This window comes from Gordonia iterans (assembly GCF_002993285.1).
Classification (GTDB): domain Bacteria; phylum Actinomycetota; class Actinomycetes; order Mycobacteriales; family Mycobacteriaceae; genus Gordonia; species Gordonia iterans.
On record NZ_CP027433.1, the window covers coordinates 2,661,606 to 2,678,899 of the forward strand.

General features: G+C 67.5%; 13 protein-coding genes. 9 read left to right on the forward strand and 4 right to left on the reverse strand.

What is annotated here, in order from left to right:
* Positions 1-10: 10 nt before the first annotated feature.
* A complete protein-coding gene (uvrA, locus tag C6V83_RS12205) occupies positions 11-2,884 on the reverse strand; it encodes an excinuclease ABC subunit UvrA (protein WP_105942620.1) in 2,874 nt (957 codons plus the stop codon).
* A gap of 176 nt (positions 2,885-3,060) precedes the next feature.
* Here uvrA and C6V83_RS12210 point away from each other — a divergent pair, with 176 nt between their 5' ends.
* The 5 genes from C6V83_RS12210 (at position 3,061) to C6V83_RS12230 (ending at position 9,259) form a co-directional block, all read left to right on the forward strand.
* Complete coding sequence (locus C6V83_RS12210; RefSeq protein ID WP_105943914.1) at positions 3,061-3,759, forward strand: MBL fold metallo-hydrolase; 699 nt, start codon at positions 3,061-3,063, stop codon at positions 3,757-3,759.
* Complete coding sequence (locus tag C6V83_RS12215; protein ID WP_159067510.1) at positions 3,759-4,517, forward strand: HAD family hydrolase; 759 nt, start codon at positions 3,759-3,761, stop codon at positions 4,515-4,517. The genes C6V83_RS12210 and C6V83_RS12215 overlap by 1 nt, the downstream gene beginning before the upstream one ends.
* Positions 4,518-4,600: 83 nt before the next feature.
* A complete protein-coding gene (locus tag C6V83_RS12220) occupies positions 4,601-5,656 on the forward strand; it encodes a pentapeptide repeat-containing protein (protein WP_105942622.1) in 1,056 nt (351 codons plus the stop codon).
* 116 nt (positions 5,657-5,772) lie between these two features.
* Entirely contained in the window at positions 5,773-6,861 is a 1,089-nt protein-coding gene (locus tag C6V83_RS12225) for a DoxX family protein (RefSeq protein WP_159067511.1), read from the forward strand.
* Positions 6,862-6,976: 115 nt separating this feature from the next.
* Positions 6,977-9,259, forward strand: a complete 2,283-nt coding sequence (locus tag C6V83_RS12230) for a HelD family protein (RefSeq protein WP_105942624.1) — start codon at positions 6,977-6,979, stop codon at positions 9,257-9,259.
* A 177-nt stretch (positions 9,260-9,436) separates the two neighbouring features.
* On the opposite strand, the gene C6V83_RS12235 is transcribed toward C6V83_RS12230, so the two are convergent.
* The 3 genes from C6V83_RS12235 to aztD all read right to left on the reverse strand — a co-directional run bounded on the left by C6V83_RS12235 (position 9,437) and on the right by aztD (position 13,659).
* Positions 9,437-9,883 (reverse strand): universal stress protein, encoded by a 447-nt coding sequence (locus C6V83_RS12235; RefSeq protein WP_105942625.1) that lies wholly within the window; start codon positions 9,881-9,883, stop codon positions 9,437-9,439.
* A 104-nt stretch (positions 9,884-9,987) separates the two neighbouring features.
* Positions 9,988-12,141 (reverse strand): excinuclease ABC subunit UvrB, encoded by a 2,154-nt coding sequence (uvrB, locus tag C6V83_RS12240; protein WP_105942626.1) that lies wholly within the window; start codon positions 12,139-12,141, stop codon positions 9,988-9,990.
* Between the two features lie 297 nt (positions 12,142-12,438).
* Positions 12,439-13,659, reverse strand: a complete 1,221-nt coding sequence (aztD, locus tag C6V83_RS12250; protein WP_105942627.1) for a zinc metallochaperone AztD — start codon at positions 13,657-13,659, stop codon at positions 12,439-12,441.
* A gap of 109 nt (positions 13,660-13,768) precedes the next feature.
* Here aztD and C6V83_RS12255 point away from each other — a divergent pair, with 109 nt between their 5' ends.
* The 4 genes from C6V83_RS12255 to C6V83_RS12270 all read left to right on the forward strand — a co-directional run bounded on the left by C6V83_RS12255 (position 13,769) and on the right by C6V83_RS12270 (position 17,248).
* Positions 13,769-14,209 carry a VOC family protein gene (locus C6V83_RS12255; protein ID WP_105942628.1) on the forward strand — a complete coding sequence of 147 codons (441 nt, stop codon included), beginning with the start codon at positions 13,769-13,771 and terminating at the stop codon, positions 14,207-14,209.
* Between the two features lie 58 nt (positions 14,210-14,267).
* Complete coding sequence (locus tag C6V83_RS12260; protein ID WP_105943915.1) at positions 14,268-14,741, forward strand: DUF402 domain-containing protein; 474 nt, start codon at positions 14,268-14,270, stop codon at positions 14,739-14,741.
* Between the two features lie 198 nt (positions 14,742-14,939).
* Complete coding sequence (locus tag C6V83_RS12265; RefSeq protein WP_234353710.1) at positions 14,940-16,706, forward strand: DEAD/DEAH box helicase; 1,767 nt, start codon at positions 14,940-14,942, stop codon at positions 16,704-16,706.
* Positions 16,703-17,248: a hypothetical protein gene (locus C6V83_RS12270; RefSeq protein WP_105942630.1), complete on the forward strand. Its 546-nt coding sequence runs from the start codon at positions 16,703-16,705 to the stop codon at positions 17,246-17,248. The genes C6V83_RS12265 and C6V83_RS12270 overlap by 4 nt, the downstream gene beginning before the upstream one ends.
* Positions 17,249-17,294: the final 46 nt, after the last annotated feature.

Genomic DNA, 17,294 nt, shown 5'->3' on the forward strand with positions numbered 1-17,294 from the left:
GACCCGCTGATCAGCCGGCCTCCTCCTCGGCGGGCAGCAGCGCGCGCAGGAATCCGCCGGTGTGCGAGCCGGGTGTCGCGGCGACGTCCTCCGGCGTCCCCTGCGCCACCACGGTGCCGCCGCCGCTCCCGCCTTCGGGTCCCATGTCGATGATCCAGTCGGCGGTCTTGATCACGTCGAGGTTGTGCTCGATCACGATCACCGTGTTCCCCTTCTCGACCAGACCGTTGATCACCAGCAGCAGTTTGTGGATGTCCTCGAAGTGCAGTCCCGTGGTCGGCTCGTCGAGGATGTACACGGTGCGTCCGGTGGACCGCTTCTGCAGTTCAGCGGCGAGCTTGACGCGCTGGGCCTCGCCGCCGGACAGGGTCGGCGCGGGCTGTCCGAGCCGGACGTAGCCGAGGCCGACGTCGACCAGCGTCTTGAGGTACCGGTGGATCGAGGTGACCGGCTCGAAGAACTCGGCGGCCTCTTCGATCGGCATGTCGAGCACCTCGGAGATGGTCTTGCCCTTGTAGTGCACTTCGAGCGTCTCCCGGTTGTACCGGGCGCCGTGGCACACCTCGCACGGAACGTACACGTCCGGCAGGAAGTTCATCTCGATCTTGATGGTGCCCTCGCCCATGCACGCCTCGCAGCGACCGCCTTTGACGTTGAACGAGAAGCGGCCCGGCTGGTACCCGCGCACTTTGGCTTCCGTGGTCGCGGCGAACAGCGTGCGGATCTTGTCGAACACCCCGGTGTAGGTGGCGGGGTTGGAGCGAGGGGTCCGGCCGATCGGCGACTGGTCCACCTGCACCAGCTTGTCCAGGTGCTCCAGGCCGGTGATCCGCGTGTGGTGACCGGGCACCTGCCGGGCGCCGTTGAGCTTGTTGGCCAGCACCGTCGCGAGGATGTCGTTCACCAGGGTGGACTTGCCCGAGCCGGACACTCCCGTGACCGCCGTGAGCACCCCCAGCGGGAAGTTCACGTCGATCCCGCGAAGGTTGTTCTCGGTGGCGCCGACGACGGTCAGCTGACGCTTCTTGTCGATCGGCCGGCGCAGAGCGGGCACCTCGAGGGACTTGCGCCCGGACAGATACGCACCGGTGAGCGACTCCTTGTTCTTCAGCAGCCCCTGGTAACTGCCGCTGTGCACCACCTGGCCGCCGTGCTCGCCGGCGCGCGGGCCGATGTCGACGATCCAGTCCGCCGCGGCGATGGTGTCCTCGTCGTGCTCGACGACGATCAGCGTGTTGCCCAGATCGCGCAGCCGTACCAGCGTGTCGATGAGTCGCCGGTTGTCGCGCTGATGCAGACCGATCGACGGCTCGTCGAGCACGTACAGCACCCCGGCCAGGCCCGCGCCGATCTGGGTGGCGAGCCGGATGCGCTGCGCCTCGCCGCCGGACAGCGAGCCCGCCGCCCGCGAGAGCGACAGGTACTCGAGCCCGACGTCGAGTAGGAAGGTGATGCGGGCCTGGACCTCCTTGAGCACGCGGCCGGCGATGGCCGCTTCCCGCTCGCCGAGCTGCAGGCCGTTCAGGTACTCGGCGCACTCGGCCACCGAAAGGGCCGTGACGTCGGCGATCGAGTAGTCCCCCATCTCCGGGTTGTGCAGGGTCACCGAGAGGATCTCGGGGCGCAGCCGCGTCCCCGAGCACGCCGGACAGGGGACGTCGCGCATGTACCCCTCGTAGCGCTCCTTCATCTGCTCGGACTCGGTGGCGTCGGCGCGGCGCGTCAGGAACGCCATCACGCCCTCGAACTCGGTGTGGTAGCTGCGCGTACGGCCGTACCGGTTGCGGAACTTGACGTGCACCTGGTGGTCGGAGCCCTCGAGCAGCGCCTTACGCGCGTTGCGCGGCAGTTGGTTCCACGGCGTGTCCAGGTCGAAACCCATCTGCTCGCCGAGTCCGCCGATCAGCCGCTGGAAGTACTCGGCGTTGTGACCGGCCGACCACGGGGCGATGGCGCCCTCGGCCAGGGTCATCTCGGGGTCGGGCACCACGAGCGACTCGTCGACCTCCTTCGCCGCGCCCAGGCCGTCGCACACCGGGCATGCGCCGTACGGCGAGTTGAAGGAGAAGCTGCGTGGTTCGAGGTCGTCGATCGCGATCGGGTGCTGGTTGGGGCACGCCATCTTCTCGGAGAAGCGGCGCGTCCGGTTCTCGTCGTCCTCGGGACGGTCGACGAAGTCGAGCACCACGATTCCGTCGGCCAGGCGCAGCGCGGTCTCCACCGAGTCGGTGAGCCGCTGACGTGCGGTCGGCTTCACCACTAGCCGGTCGACGACGACGTCGATGTCGTGCTTCTCCTGCTTCTTCAGCTTCGGCGGGTCGGCGAGCTGATGCACGACGCCGTCGACACGGGCCCGTGCGAAGCCCTGGGTCTGCAATTCGGCGAACAGGTCGACGAACTCGCCCTTGCGCGTGCGGACCACCGGGGCGAGCACCTGAAAGCGGGTGCCCTCCTCCATCTCCAGGACCTGGTCCACGATCTGCTGCGGGGTCTGGCGCGCGATTCGCTCACCGCAGACCGGGCAGTGTGGCGTCCCCGCGCGCGCGTACAGGAGACGGAGGTAGTCGTACACCTCGGTAATCGTGCCCACCGTCGACCGGGGATTGCGGTTCGTGGACTTCTGATCGATCGACACCGCGGGCGAGAGACCCTCGATGAAGTCGACGTCGGGCTTGTCCATCTGACCCAGGAACTGGCGCGCGTACGCCGACAGCGACTCGACGTAGCGGCGCTGTCCCTCGGCGAAGATCGTGTCGAACGCCAGCGACGACTTTCCCGAACCGGACAGGCCGGTGAAGACGATCAGCGAGTCGCGCGGGAGATCGACGTCGATCCCGCGCAGATTGTGCTCTCGAGCACCCCGGACGATCAGCCGATCAACCACTGCCTACCTCACCAAACTCTGGGTTCACCACGTATGCGGAGACGTGAATCATCCCCGCCGATTCAGGGTACGCGGGGGCTACGACAAGTCTCGGGTCCAGCGCCTTCGCTGTGAGCAGACAGACGCCGACTCGCCGCGGGCGGATAGGTATGCGGCCGGTCACTACCCTGGAGACCATGAGCATCGAGGTCAACATCTCCGACGAATACACCGGCAACGTCCACCCCGCCGACGAGCATCACGGCGTCCGGGCGCAGCGGCGGACGCTCGATAACGCGACGGTCGTGAAGTTCTCGGTCGGCCCGATGGACAACAACGTCTACGTGGTGACCGATACCGCGACGGGCACCAGTCTGCTGATCGACGCGGCCAACGACCCGGACTCGATCCTCGCGCTACTCACCGTCCTCCCTGGCACGCTGACACAGGTCGTCACCACCCACGGGCACTTCGACCACTGGCAGGCACTCGCGGACGTCGAGCGCGCCACGGCAGTTTCGACGGCCGCCGGCGAAGCCGACGCGCCCGAGCTCCCGGTGCCGCCGGATCGCTTGTTGCGCGACGGCGACACCGTGACTGTGGGCGACCTGAGCCTGGACGTCATCCACCTCGTCGGCCACACCCCAGGCTCGGTCGCTCTGGCGCTGACCGAGCGGGGCGGTCGCGTCCACCTGTTCACGGGCGACTCGCTGTTTCCCGGCGGAGTCGGAAAGACTTGGCAGCCAGGCGACTTCGAGGTCCTGCTGAACGATGTCGAGACCAAGATCTTCGGCCGGTACGGCGACGACACCGTCGTCTATCCGGGGCACGGCAAAGACACCCTGCTCGGCACCGAACGCCCGCACGTAGGCGAGTGGCACGAGCGTGGCTGGTGATGAACGGGCCGAATCCCAATCCCGTCGATCCACGGATCGACGCAGTCGTCTTCGATGTGTTTCGCACTCTGCTCCGCTTTCACGACGACGAGCAGCCAGAGCATCCCTGGGAAGTACTCGCTGCCGTGCTGCAGCGCGCCGGTGCGACTGCCTCGGCCGCTGAGGTGCGCAGCAAGCGGGCAGATCTCGTTTCTGCAGAGTTCACGCGGGTCGACCACGTGCACTCCGACATCGACATGGCGCTGGTGTATCGGCAGCTCGTGGAAGCACTGATCCCGACCTGCGCTGATCCGGACGTGCTCGCCGCTGAGGCAGCTAAAGAGTTCCGACGCGCGGCGACGACCTATTGTGAGCCCTACGACGGGACCGCTCAGTTTATCGAGGAGTTGAGCCGCGACTACCTGGTCGCGGTAGCCAGCAATACTCAACGGATCTACACGGCGCGGGAGCTCTCAGAAGCAGGTCTATACGATCTGTTCTCGGCCGTTCTGTTTTCATCCGACATCGAGCGGGGCAAGCCCGACCCGCTCTTGCTGGAGCGAGTTCTGCACAGCATCGGCGTCCGGCCAGAGCACGCCGTCTATATCGGAGACAATCCGCTCGACGACTACGTCGCCGCGATGGCCGCGGGCTGCCGATTCGTCCTGATCCGGCACGAGGCGCCTTACGGGCACACGGAGCTCGGGCTACCCGCTTCGGTACCGATCATTCGCTCGTTTGATCAGCTGCCACCCCTGCTCGACGGGCTCGCGCAGTGACAGGCGCGAATTGTCCGCGGCGTGCACAAGTTTCACTCCGTGAAGCCGAAGAAGGGGCGCATCACGCCCATAACGATGATCGCGTGCTGTCCGATGTCGAGGTAGTGATCGGTCCGGACGACGAGCTTTCGACACGCAACTGGTCCGGACTACAGCTACGGAACGTCTGGTTTCGCGCGCTGGCTCCCTGCACACTGTCCGGCTTCGACTTCAGTGACGCAGTACTGGAAAACGTCGACTTCACCAACATCTCATTCGAACACGGTAGCTTTGACCGGGCCTTACTGACCCGCGTGGACTTCAGCTGCCGGGTCGGACTCGACCCCCGGATGCGCCGGCCAGAAGTACCCCCGACCTTCAATTTCGTGCAGTTCCGCCGCGCGCGATTGACGAATACATTGTTCAAGTACGCGGTGTTCGAGACCTGTAACTTCAAGGACAGCGAAGTATCTCGGTGTGATTTCTATCGTGCCCGGTTCGACGGAATATGCACACTCGAGGACGTCTATCTCGAAGAATCCTCGATCTATCGCACCAACTTCACGGGATCTGACCTTACGCGCCGAAATGTCGCCGGGCCGTCGCTGAATGGTCGGATACTCCCGGAGTTGCCTCAGTCATTCGTCGAGTTCCACGACGACGATCACAAAGAACCCGATCAGACGCAAAGACGGCGGAACTTGGCGCGCGCCCGTATCGAGGCCGCCGAGGTCTACGCAAACCTCGCGGGGCACTTCGCGTCCCGAGGTGACGGCGAGGGAGAGGCATGGGCCTACGTGCGACGCAAGCAATTGGAGCGCCGGATCGCGCGAGACGACCGCCAGTGGCGCCGTTGGCTCGGGCTCAGCGTGGCCGAGTACGTCACCGGATACGGTGAGTCGCTCGCCCGGATTGCGGCCACCGGGCTGGTGCTGATGGCCACTGTCACAGCTGTGCTCATGTCCGTCTTCGGCGCGAGCTTCCCCCAAGCTGCGGAGTTGGGTGTCGCTGCGTTCGTCGGACTGCACTCGGAAGAGACTGTCGCCCAAACGAATGCCGGAGATGGCGCCGACCTCTTATTAGTGGTCGAGACCGCACTTGGCATGTTTCTCATCGGCCTCTTCGGCTTCATTCTCGGCAACAAAATCCGCAATCGGTGACGCAGCGCGCCACGAACACCCATCAGCTCCGAAGTGTGACATCGGCGGCACTGCCCCAGAGATTCAAGGCATACTGTGGGAACCGATCCCGTAACAAACGCTGGAAGGCCCCCGACGTGATTCTCCGCAAGATCGCCCGCCCCCTGCTCGCCTCGGCGTTCATCGCCTCCGGCGCCGAACTGCTGCGCGCCAAGCCGCAGGTCGCCGAGACCGTGCAGCCGATGGTCGACACCGGCCGTGACGCACTCCCTGCGCCGGTGTCGAACAAGCTGCCCGCCAACGCGGCGACGGCGATGCGCATCGCCGGAGCGGTGCAGGTCGGCGGCGGCGTGCTGCTGGCCACCGGCAAGATGCCGCGTGTCGCGTCCGGAGCCCTGGCCGTCTCCCTGCTGCCGGTCACCGCGTACGACGCCGCATTTTTCACCGAAACCGATCCGGTGCGGCGCGAGGCGCGCAAGGTGGGTCTGATCAAGAACGCCGGCCTGCTCGGCGGCGTGCTCATCGCCAGCGCCGACACCGCCGGTGAGCCGTCGGTCGCCTGGCGGACGCGGCATGCAGTCGCCGAAGCCAAGGTCGCAGGGCAGATCGCCGCCAAGGAAGCGACCCTGACCGGCCAGGCCGGCAAGCGCGCGGCGAAGAAGGCGGCCAAGCGCGCCGCCAAACAGACGCTCCGAGCGCACGGACATCCCGTCGCCGCGCTCGCCGTGCCCATCGCGGTCAAGGCCGGGTCGTCGGCGGTGGCGCACGCCCGCGAGGACGGCCACGACGACCTGCACGATCTGGGCGAACGCGCCGCAGTCCTGGCCGACAAGGCCCGGGGCAAGGCCGAGGTGGCCGCGGTCAAGGCCAAGGCGAACGCACCGATCGTCGCCGAGAAGGCGCGCAATCGAGCCGAGGAAGCGGCACTGAAGCTCGCCGACCGCGCTCCCGTCGTCGCCGACGAGGCGAAGCAGCGTGCCGAGGACCTCGCCGGCAAGGTGGCCGAGCGTGCTCCGGTCGTCGCCGAGAAGGCGCGGACCGGGGCGGAACAGGCCAAGGAGAAGGCCGCCGACTTCGCGAGTACGGTCGCCGACCGTGCGCCGGAGGTGGCCGAGGAGGCCGGCCAGAAGGTCGCCGACGCCGGCCACAAGGTCGCTCGGCGCGTCCGCAAGGCGCAGGAGAAGGCCGCCGCCAAGGCGAAGAAGGCCGCAGCGAAGGCGAGCTGACCACACCGCACCGGACGTCACGGCCGGCTGTCGCTCCCGCAGCGACAGCCGGCCGTCGTCTGGGCATCTCGCGTCCCCGGCGTCGGCCGTGCCGACTCAGTACACTGGAGCGACTGTGACACCCGATCCCCGCCTCGCCGAAGAACAGGTGCATCTGGACGTCGTCTACGGGCGGCTCGACCGGATGCGCGCCACCGCCAACCGCCGTCTCTCCGACGCCCTGCTGGAGACGGCCGGCACCCCGCAGGCGCTGTCGGAACGCGAATCCTATGAGCGCCACTACTCGCAGATGCTCACCCAGATCGACGCCGCCGAGCACAACCTGTACTTCGGCCGGCTGGACATGGAAGATCCCGAAGCCGAAAACGGCGGCGTGCAGCGGATCGGGCGCATGGGGATCCTCGACGACGATCAGGTGAGCACACTTCTGCTCGACTGGCGTGCTCCGCTCTCGCGCCCGTTCTATCTGGCCACTCCTGCCGCTCCCGAGGGCGTACGACGACGACGACACCTGCGGACTCGCTCCCGCGCGGTCCGCAGCGTCTCCGACGAGCACCTCCTGTCCGGCGAGATCGACGCCGACGAGGCGCACGACTCCAGCGTGGTGAACGAGAGCGCCCTGGTGGCGGCACTCAACGCCGCCCGCACCGGCCAGATGACCGACATCGTCGAGACCATCCAGCGCGAGCAGGACGAGATCATCCGTGCCGCTCAGCGCGGGATCATGGTGGTGCAGGGCGGTCCGGGCACCGGCAAGACCGCGGTCGCGCTGCACCGGGCCGCATACCTCCTCTACACCCACCGCGACACTCTGTCGCGCAGCGGTGTGCTCATCATCGGCCCCAACGAAACCTTCCTGGACTACATCGCCCAGGTGCTGCCCTCGCTCGGGGAAACGGGTGTGCTGCTCTCCACCGTCGGCAACCTGTTTCCGGGAATCCGGGCGACCGGCCGCGACGACCGGCGCACCGCCGAACTCAAGGGCGACGCCGCGCGGATGCTGCCGGTTCTCCGCGCTGCCGTCCGGGCCCGTGAATCACTGCCGCCCCGCGGTCTCGAGGTCGAATTCGACGGGTACCGGATCCCGGTCGACGGCGAGATCGTCAAGGCGGCGCGTGCCGCCGCCCGCTCCACCCGGAGGCCGCACAACCTGGCTCAGCGCACCTTTCTGCGCGCGGCCCTGGACGAGCTCGCCGCCGTCCACGCCCGACGACTCGGCCCGTCCACGCTCGACGGTTCACAGTTGCTCACGGCGGGCGACCTCGACGACATCCGCACCGAACTCGAAGCCGAAGACGACGTCGTCCGCACCGTGCTGCAGTTCTGGCCCACGCTGACCCCGCAGCGCCTGCTCCGGGATCTCTACTCCGACAGCGACTTCCGCAAGAAGGTGACGAGGGGTTGGACGGACGACGACCGCGCGGCACTCCAACGGGCGCCGCACCCGCTGCCGGAGGACGCCGACATGTCGCCGGCCGACGTGCCGTTGTTGGACGAGCTCGCCGAGTTGATCGGATACCGCACCGACGAGGCAGAACGCGAGCAGCGTGCGCAGTGGCGCCGTCGCATAGCCGAAGCGCAGGACGCACTGGACATTCTGACGGGTTCGGCGCCGCAGGACCTCGAAGACGAGATGGACCCCGAGCTTCTGATGGCGTACGACCTGATCGACGCCGAGCAGTTGGCCGAACGTCAGGAAGTGGTCGAGTACCGGACGACCGCCGAACGAGCCTACTCCGACCGCAGCTGGACCTTCGGCCACGTGATCGTCGACGAGGCGCAGGAGCTCTCGTCAATGGCGTGGCGAATGATCATGCGGCGCATACCGAACCGGTGGATGACGGTGATCGGCGACACGGCGCAGACCGGCGATCCGGCGGGTACGACGTCGTGGCGTGAGCTGTTCTCGTCGTACGTCGGAGATCGGTGGCGGCTGCGCGAGCTGACGGTGAACTATCGGACGCCGGCCGAGATCACCCGATACGCGAATCGGCTGCTCACCGAGATCGATCCCGCCCAGAGCCCCCCGGAATCGTTGCGCAGCAACGGGATCGAGCCGTATGCAGTGCGCGCTTCGCAGCACACCGCCCTGGAGACGGCCGTACGGACCGCACATTCGGCGGCCTGGCCGGGCTTGACCGCGGTCCTCGCCGCCGACACCGCCTCCGACGCTGCGCTGGCCGTGGACGACCACGACGGAGTCCGGGTGCTGCCGCTCACCGCGGCCAAAGGTCTCGAGTTCGACAACGTGGTCGTCGTGGAGCCCGCCGACCTGGTGGAGGGGTCGCCGAGGGGATTGAGCGACCTGTACGTGGCGCTCACCCGTGCGACGCAGCGCCTCGTGGTGGTGCACGCACGAGAACTCCCGGCAGCGCTCTCAGATCTGCCGGAGGGCTGAGGACGGTTCGGTTTCGACTCGTGGTTCCTGAGCTCCGTCGAAGGGCTGCGCTCGCTCAACCATCGAAAGGGGACGCTCGCTCAACCGTCGAAAGTGGACGCTCGCTCAACCATCGAAGAGGGACGCTGGCCCGGCGGTCGAAAGGAACGCTCGCTCGACCGGCGAGTGAGTCGCCTGCTAGGTGGTGTGGACGATCAGGACGTCGCAGGCGGCCTTGCGGGCGACGTCCGCGGGGACCGAACCGAGCAGGCGCCCGGCGATGGAGTTGAGTCCCTTGTTGCCCACCACCAGCAGATCGGCCTGGACATCGGTGACGAGCTGCAGGAGAGCGTCGACCGGCGCGCCCTTGACGGCGCGGGTGTCGACCACGGCGGCGCCGGCGGCCTTGGCCCGCTCCTTGGCCTTGCGGAGGATCTCCTCGGTGGGCGAGCTGCCCATCACCTGGTACGCATCGGCGCCGAGCGTGTCGGTGGCCGCGCTGGCGAGCTTGCCGTCGTTCGGGAAGTAGGCGCAGGCGATGACCAGATTGGACTTGTCCCCGGAGATGCCGCCCGCACGCGCCACGGCGTGCAGCGAGGACTCCGATCCGTCGGTGCCGACGACGACGGTCTTGTAATCGCTCATTCTTGCTTCTACCTCCGTCAGGGTGCCCGGTACGGCGTCTCCGTACCGGAACGGTGCTTTAGAACATACCTTGCTTACTGAACGGTAGGGACGAGAAAGCGCCGCTACTTGATCCCAGCGGCGTCCATCCCTCGCAGTTCCTTCTTCAAGTCAGCGATCTCGTCGCGCAGCCGGGCGGCCAGCTCGAATTGGAGGTCCCGGGCCGCGTTCATCATTTGGTCAGTGAGTTCCTGGACCAGATCGGCCAGTTCCGCCCTCGGCATGGACGAAGTGTCCCGCTGTTCGATCACCCCGGCACTCACCGACTTGCTCACTTCTCCCTGAGCGCGGCGCCCGCGGCTCGCGTTGCGTCCCGATCCGCCCACCTCGACGGTGTCCTCGGCCTCGGCGTACACCTGGTCGAGAATGTCGTTGATCTTCTTGCGCAGCGGCTGCGGATCGACGCCCTTCTCTTCGTTGTAGGCGATCTGCTTGGCACGACGGCGGTCGGTCTCGTCGATGGCGTTCTGCATCGAGTCGGTGATCCTGTCGGCGTACATGTGCACCTCACCCGACACGTTGCGTGCCGCGCGCCCGATGGTCTGAATGAGCGACGTGGTACTGCGCAGGAATCCCTCTTTGTCCGCGTCGAGGATCGCGACCAGCGACACCTCCGGGAGGTCGAGGCCCTCGCGGAGCAGGTTGATGCCGACCAGCACGTCGTACTCTCCGCTGCGGAGCTGCCGGAGCAGTTCGACGCGCCGCAGCGTGTCGACCTCGGAGTGCAAGTAGCGCACACGGATCCCGAGTTCCAGCAGGTAGTCGGTGAGGTCCTCGGCCATCTTCTTGGTGAGGGTGGTGACCAGGACGCGCTCGTCCTTCTCGGTCCGCTCCCGGATCTCGTGGACCAGGTCGTCGATCTGGCCCTTGGTGGACTTGACGACGATCTTGGGGTCGAGGAGGCCGGTGGGCCGGATCACCTGTTCCACGAACTCGCCGCCGGACTGGCCCAGCTCGTAGGGGCCCGGGGTCGCCGAGAGGTAGACGGTCTGGCCGATGCGGTCGACGAACTCGTCCCAGGTGAGCGGGCGGTTGTCGACGGCAGACGGCAGCCGGAAGCCGAACTCCACCAGGTTCCTCTTGCGCGACATGTCGCCCTCGTACATGGCACCGATCTGCGGGACCGTCACATGCGACTCGTCGATCACCAGGAGGAAGTCGTCCGGGAAGTAGTCGATCAGGGTGGCCGGCGCCGTTCCGGGGCCGCGGCCGTCGATGTGCCTCGAGTAGTTCTCGATGCCCGAGCAGAAGCCGACCTGGCGCATCATCTCGACGTCGTAATTGGTTCGCATGCGAAGACGTTGCGCCTCTAGGTGTTTGCCCTGCCGTTCGAACTCTTCCAGACGCTGTTCCAGCTCTTTCTCGATCCCCTCGATCGCCCTCGCCATGCGCTCGGGACCCGCGACGTAGTGGGTGGCGGGGAAAATCCGGAGGGAGTCGACCTGGCGGATCACGTCGCCGGTCAGCGGGTGGAGGTAGTAGAGCGCTTCCACCTCGTCGCCGAAGAACTCGATACGGATCGCGAGTTCCTCGTACGACGGGATGATCTCGACGGTGTCGCCGCGCACCCGGAAGCCGCCGCGGGTGAAGGAGACGTCGTTGCGGTCGTACTGGATGTCGACGAGCAGGCGCAACAGCGCATCGCGGTCGATCTGCTCCCCGACGGAGAGTTCCACCGACCGGTCGAGGTAGCTCTGCGGCGTGCCGAGACCGTAGATGCACGAGACGGACGCCACCACTACCACGTCACGGCGGGACAGCAGGCTCGACGTCGCCGAATGCCGCAGCCGCTCGACGTCGTCGTTGATCGAGCTGTCCTTCTCGATGTAGGTGTCTGTCTGCGCGATATAGGCCTCGGGCTGGTAGTAGTCGTAGTAGGAGACGAAGTACTCCACAGCGTTGTTCGGAAGCATCTCACGGAGTTCGTTGGCGAGCTGGGCCGCAAGGGTCTTGTTCGGCGCCATCACCAGCGTCGGGCGCTGCATCTTCTCGATGAGCCAGGCCGTGGTGGCCGATTTTCCGGTACCCGTCGCGCCCATCAGGACGATGTCCTTCTCACCGCCGTTGAGACGCCGCTCCAGGTCGGCGATGGCGGTGGGCTGGTCCCCCGCCGGCTCCAGATCGCTGATCACCTCGAACGCGGCGCTCGAGCGCTCCACCTCGCCGATGGGCCGGTACTCCGAGTGCGCGACGATCGGCTGCTCTGCTGCGAATGCCATGGGGCCAGGATAATGCGGAGGTCCGACACTCAGCGGCGCGTGTCGAGGACCGGGGTCGGCAAGGCTTCCTGGATGTGCGATCGCTGGTGGCGATCGTCAATCCGCGCCTGGCCGCCTGGGCGCCGATCATCCGGTCGAACGGATCCCGGTGGCCCCCGGTCGACTGCCCTGCGACGATCGCATCTGCCGCCTCCACAGGCAACCTTCGAGGTCAGACTGCCGTGCACACGAGAACAGGCGGCCTCGGACGATTCGTCCGAGACCGCCTGGTCCCTCGGGCATGCTGGCCGACGACGCTCAGCCCGTGACGCCGGTCATCTCCAGATTGGTCTTGCCGGTGGACTTCTCGGCGATCACCGTGCCGTCGGTCAGGTTCACCGCGAGAATCCGCTGCTTGGCCGGGTCGGTGATGTACGCGGTGGCGCCCAGGACGTGCAGGTCGGGCATCGCGTCCTTCCAGTCGTCGGGCTCGGTCCATGGGTCGATCACCGAGTAGGCGGCCGTCTCCCGGCCGGTCTCCGGATCGAAGACGTGCAGTTTGCCGTCGGCGCCGAGGATGAGCGCCTCGCCGTTCGGGCCGCGCCCCAGCGAACGGAAGCTGTAGGTGGTGTCGATGTCGACCACGCGGATGGTTCCGGTGCGGGTGTCGGTGAGCGAGAACTGGCGCGGACGCTCGTGCTCGGCGTCTTTGTCAGTCTTGTAGTCGCCGAGAATGATCGGAGAGGCCTCGCTGCCGGCCTGGTTGCCGATCCGCGCATACGGAGCGGCGGCCTTGATCTTGGTGAACTCGTCACCCTTCACCATGAGAACGCCGTCCTCACAGCCGAAGGTCACGGCGCCGCCCTGTGCGGCCGCCTCACCGTGGAGACCGGGGCACTGATCGTTGGCGGCGAGTGTCGCCCCGTCCGCGCCACGGATGATCGCCCCGGTGCGGCTGTCGGTGTCGCCCACCGAGACGACGACGCTCCCGTCCGTGCGGGCGACCGCCACCCCGTGGTGGGGCTCCACCGTGAAGTCCTCGATCACCGCGCCGTCCGACCCGATCTTCGCCGAGTCGAGGATTCGGACCTCACCGGTGCCGTCGGTGAACAGAGCGGTCTTGCCGTCGTGCACGACGACGTGTCCGGGCTTCTCGCCGCGGTAGACGGTGTCGGTGAACACCGGCTCGGCCGTGTACGAGTGTCCGTGATCGCCGTGCGCCTCGGTCCAGGTGCCGACATCGAGCAGTCGGAAGCCGCTGTCGGTCGAGACGAAGACATAGCGCCCGTCGCCGGCGTCGTTCACGCGCGTGAATCCCTCGACCGGAATGTCCGACACGTTCTCCAGCGTTCGCGCATCGATCACGGCGAGCCCGCCGTCATAGGTCAGGACCAGACGCGGTTGTGCGGTCTGGTGCTCGGCGGCCTGCTGTGCAGGCGCGCTGGAGGCGGTCGACGCGTCGTCGCTGCCGGAAGAGCAGCCGACCAGGCCGAGCACCGCCACGGAGGACAGGGCCAGGAGTTTGGTGGTGTTTCGCATGCGGGCCAGTGAACAGCTTGATGAAAATTATTGTCAAGAATGAATGCGCGCATGCATCCGCCGGGCGAAGCCTCAGCAGATGTCCGACACCGCGCCTAATCTTGCGAACATGGCCGGCACACCGATTCCCCATGTCACCGCGATCACCCTGGGCGTCCGAGACGTCGAGACCGCGCACCGTTTCTACACCGAAGGCCTCGGCTTCGCGCCGATCAGCCGGATGGGCGACGAGATCGCGTTTGTGCAGGCCGGGCCCGGCCTGCTCCTGGCCCTGTGGAACGTCGCGTCCATGCCCGGCGAGTACGGCAGCGTGGGCCACAGCCCACTCGCGCCGCCGATGTCGCTGGGCCACAACGTGTCCGACGAGGCGCTCGTCGAAGCGCTCTACCGCCGGGCCGTCGCCGCGGGCGCGTCGCCGATCGGCGAACCCCGCAGACAAGACTGGGGCGGAGTCAGCGCGTGCATCGCCGATCCGGACGGGTTCCGCTGGGACTTCGTCTACAACCCGGCATTCACCGTCGCCGCGGACGGAGCAGTGACCAGTGTCTGAGCCGGCACACCTCACCGAGCCGCATCCGCCCAAGCGCGAGGTGTTCGACGTCCCCGCGATGACCAACACCGACAACAAGGGCTTCGTCCGGCCGGTCCTGGAGTATCGCGCCACCGAGTACGGGCTGTACATGTCGCGCACCGCCGACCACCCCCGGTTCAGCCACCTGGAGACCTGGTTGCTGCCGTCACTCGGACTGCGGGCCAACATCTTCCATTTCACCGCGGGCCATCGCGTGCGCCAGCGGCTGTACCTGGACGTCGGCCGGTTCCACGGCCCCGACGACCACGGCCGCTGGCACGCCCTCGACTGGTACCTGGACCTGATCGACGTGCCGGGCACGCCCCTGGAACTGATCGACGTCGACGAGCTCTTCGACGCCCACGCCGCCGGACTGGTCAGCACCGCCGAAGCCACCGACGCCGTGGCGATCGCAGTCCGGGCTCTGACCGGCGCGGCGATCACCGGGGGGATACAGACCTGGCTCGATTCACAGGCCGGCGAACCTCTGACCTGGCTCGACCGCCCCTGAATCCGGCCGCTGGCACACTGCGCCAGTTACTCGTACACTGTACGAGTAACTGCACAGCCACAGAGGAGCCGCCCGATCACCCGGTCACGCCCGGCCGCGCTGCACGCGACCTACCTACCCGATCGTCACGCCTTCGCGCTCTGGTCCCCGCCCCCGGCGTCCCCCGCGTCCGATTCTTCTGGGCCCACCGAGACCTTCGTGGTGCCGCAACCGGTCGGCTACGGGCGGGAGAAGACGCTCGAACCCACGGCGGTCGCCGGCACCGTGGTGCCCGTCGACCGGCTGCCCGCGTCGGACTCGCCCACCGTCGCCGCCTGGCGTGCCCTGCTCCACGACCCGGACGCCGATATCCGTCTGCCGCCTGTCGCCCATGCGCTGTGCAACAACGCCGGGGACGCGGTGGTCTCAGAGGCCTACGCCCGCCGAGCGTTCACCGAGACGCGCCGCGTCGCAGAGCGCCTCGCCGGCCGCGTACACGCAGAACTCCGCGACTACCAGCTGCGCGGGGTCTCCTGGCTGGCCGAGGCGACAGGTCTTTCGACGGAGCTCAAGACAGGCCCTTCGACAGAGCTCAGGACAGGCGTGATCCTGGCCGACGAGATGGGCCTGGGCAAGACGCTCCAGACCGTCGCACACCTCGTGGACGCCGGCACCGGTCCGGTCTTGATCGTCTGCCCTACCGGCCTGGTGTCGAACTGGCTCCGGGAGATCAGCCGGTGGGCCCCGGACGCGCTGCGCGCAACAGACTACCGCGGCGGTGGTCTCGACGCCGCTCGACCAGCGAACAGCCCCGCTCGACCAGTGAACAACTCGGTGCGTCCGGCCCACGAGTCCGAGCCGCCGCTCGTCGTCGTGACGGGGTACCCGACCCTGCGGCGGCACGGCGCGACTCTTGCCGAGATCCCCTGGGCAACAGTGGTATTCGACGAGGCGCAGGCCCTGAAGAACCCCCGCACCCAGGTGGCGCGGGCCGCCCGCGCCCTCGACGCCCGATCCCGGATCGCGCTGACCGGAACACCGGTGGAGAATCACTTGGACGAACTGTGGGCACTGCTCAACCTGGTGGCCCCCGCCGATTTCGGCAACCGCGCGCTGTTCCGGCGGCGATACACACTGCCGATCCAGTCCGGTTCGGCGGAGGCCAAGGCCCGCATGCTGGACGCCGTCTCCTCGCACGTGCTGCGCCGGACCAAGGCCGGCGTCGCCGCAGACCTCGGACCCAAACTGCACAACGACGTCGAGTGCGATCTCACCGACGAGCAGGAACGCCTGTACGACGCGATCCTCGATCGCGCCGAATCCGAGGGCTTCGGCACCGGAATGGCACGACGCGGCGCGATCCTGACCGCCCTGACGCACCTCAAGCAGGTGTGCAATCATCCTGCACTGGTGAGCCCCGCGCCGTTCGCAGGCCGACTCGAGGGCCGCTCGGGCAAACTGGACGTCTGCACCGACATCGTGCTGACCAACGTCGAGAACCGCTGCCCGACCGTGGTCTTCACGCAGTATCGGCAGACCGGAGAGCTGTTGGCCCGGCACCTCGGCACTGCGTTGAACGCGGAAGCTCCGTTCTTGCACGGCGGCCTCTCCCTTGCCGAACGTGACAGGATCGTCGACGAGTACCAATCGGGCGCGGGTTGCGGCATCCTCGTCGCGAGCCTGAAGGCGGCGGGCACCGGACTCACCTTGACCCGGGCCGCCGACGTGGTGCACTTCGACCGATGGTGGAATCCCGCCGTCGAGGCCCAGGCCACCGATCGAGTGCATCGGATCGGGCAGGAGCGAATCGTCACCGTCACGACGCTCACCACCGCGGGCACACTGGAGGAGCACATCGCGGCCATGCACCACCGCAAGACCGCCCTCGACCTCGACTCCGACACCGGTGCGCTGGCCTTGCTCACCGAACTCTCCGACGAGCGCCTGATCGAGGTACTGCGTCGCCGCCGGGAGGAGTCGTCATGACCGATCCTGCCGCCGAGTTCGGCTACACGCCGTGGGGCCGCGACTATTTGCGTCTGGCAGAGCCGCTCCGGGTCACCAGGCCCGAGCCGCTGCTGCCCCGCGCACGGACCCTCGCGCGTACCGCGATCACCGACGTGCAGATCGACGGCCGGGCGATCCGCGGCACTGTGGTCCGCGGCGGCCAGGCGTCGGTCGCCACGCTCGAGTTCCGCCCGATGCGCCGGGAGACCGCGCAGGCGGTCGCTGCGGCAGTGGGGGCCGCGCCGACGTCGAGCCGGCTGACCGGAGACGTCCACGCGATGACCGGCGACGACCCGGTGGAGCTCGCCGCGATCGACTGCTCGTGCCGGGCCCGCACGCCGCGTTGCGTCCACGCGCTGGCACTGATGTATCGGACCGTGCGACACGTCGACGAGGATCCACGGCTGGCGCTCTCGCTCCGGGGATTTCAGGACGCACTGGGTGACCGTCACGCCGGTGAGAGCGGCATCGTCCAGTGGACGCCGCTGACCGCACTCGACCCCGCGGACTTCGCGCGGTGACTCACGTCGACGCGCCGTCGACGGCGGAGTCCGCCTGTGCCAGAAT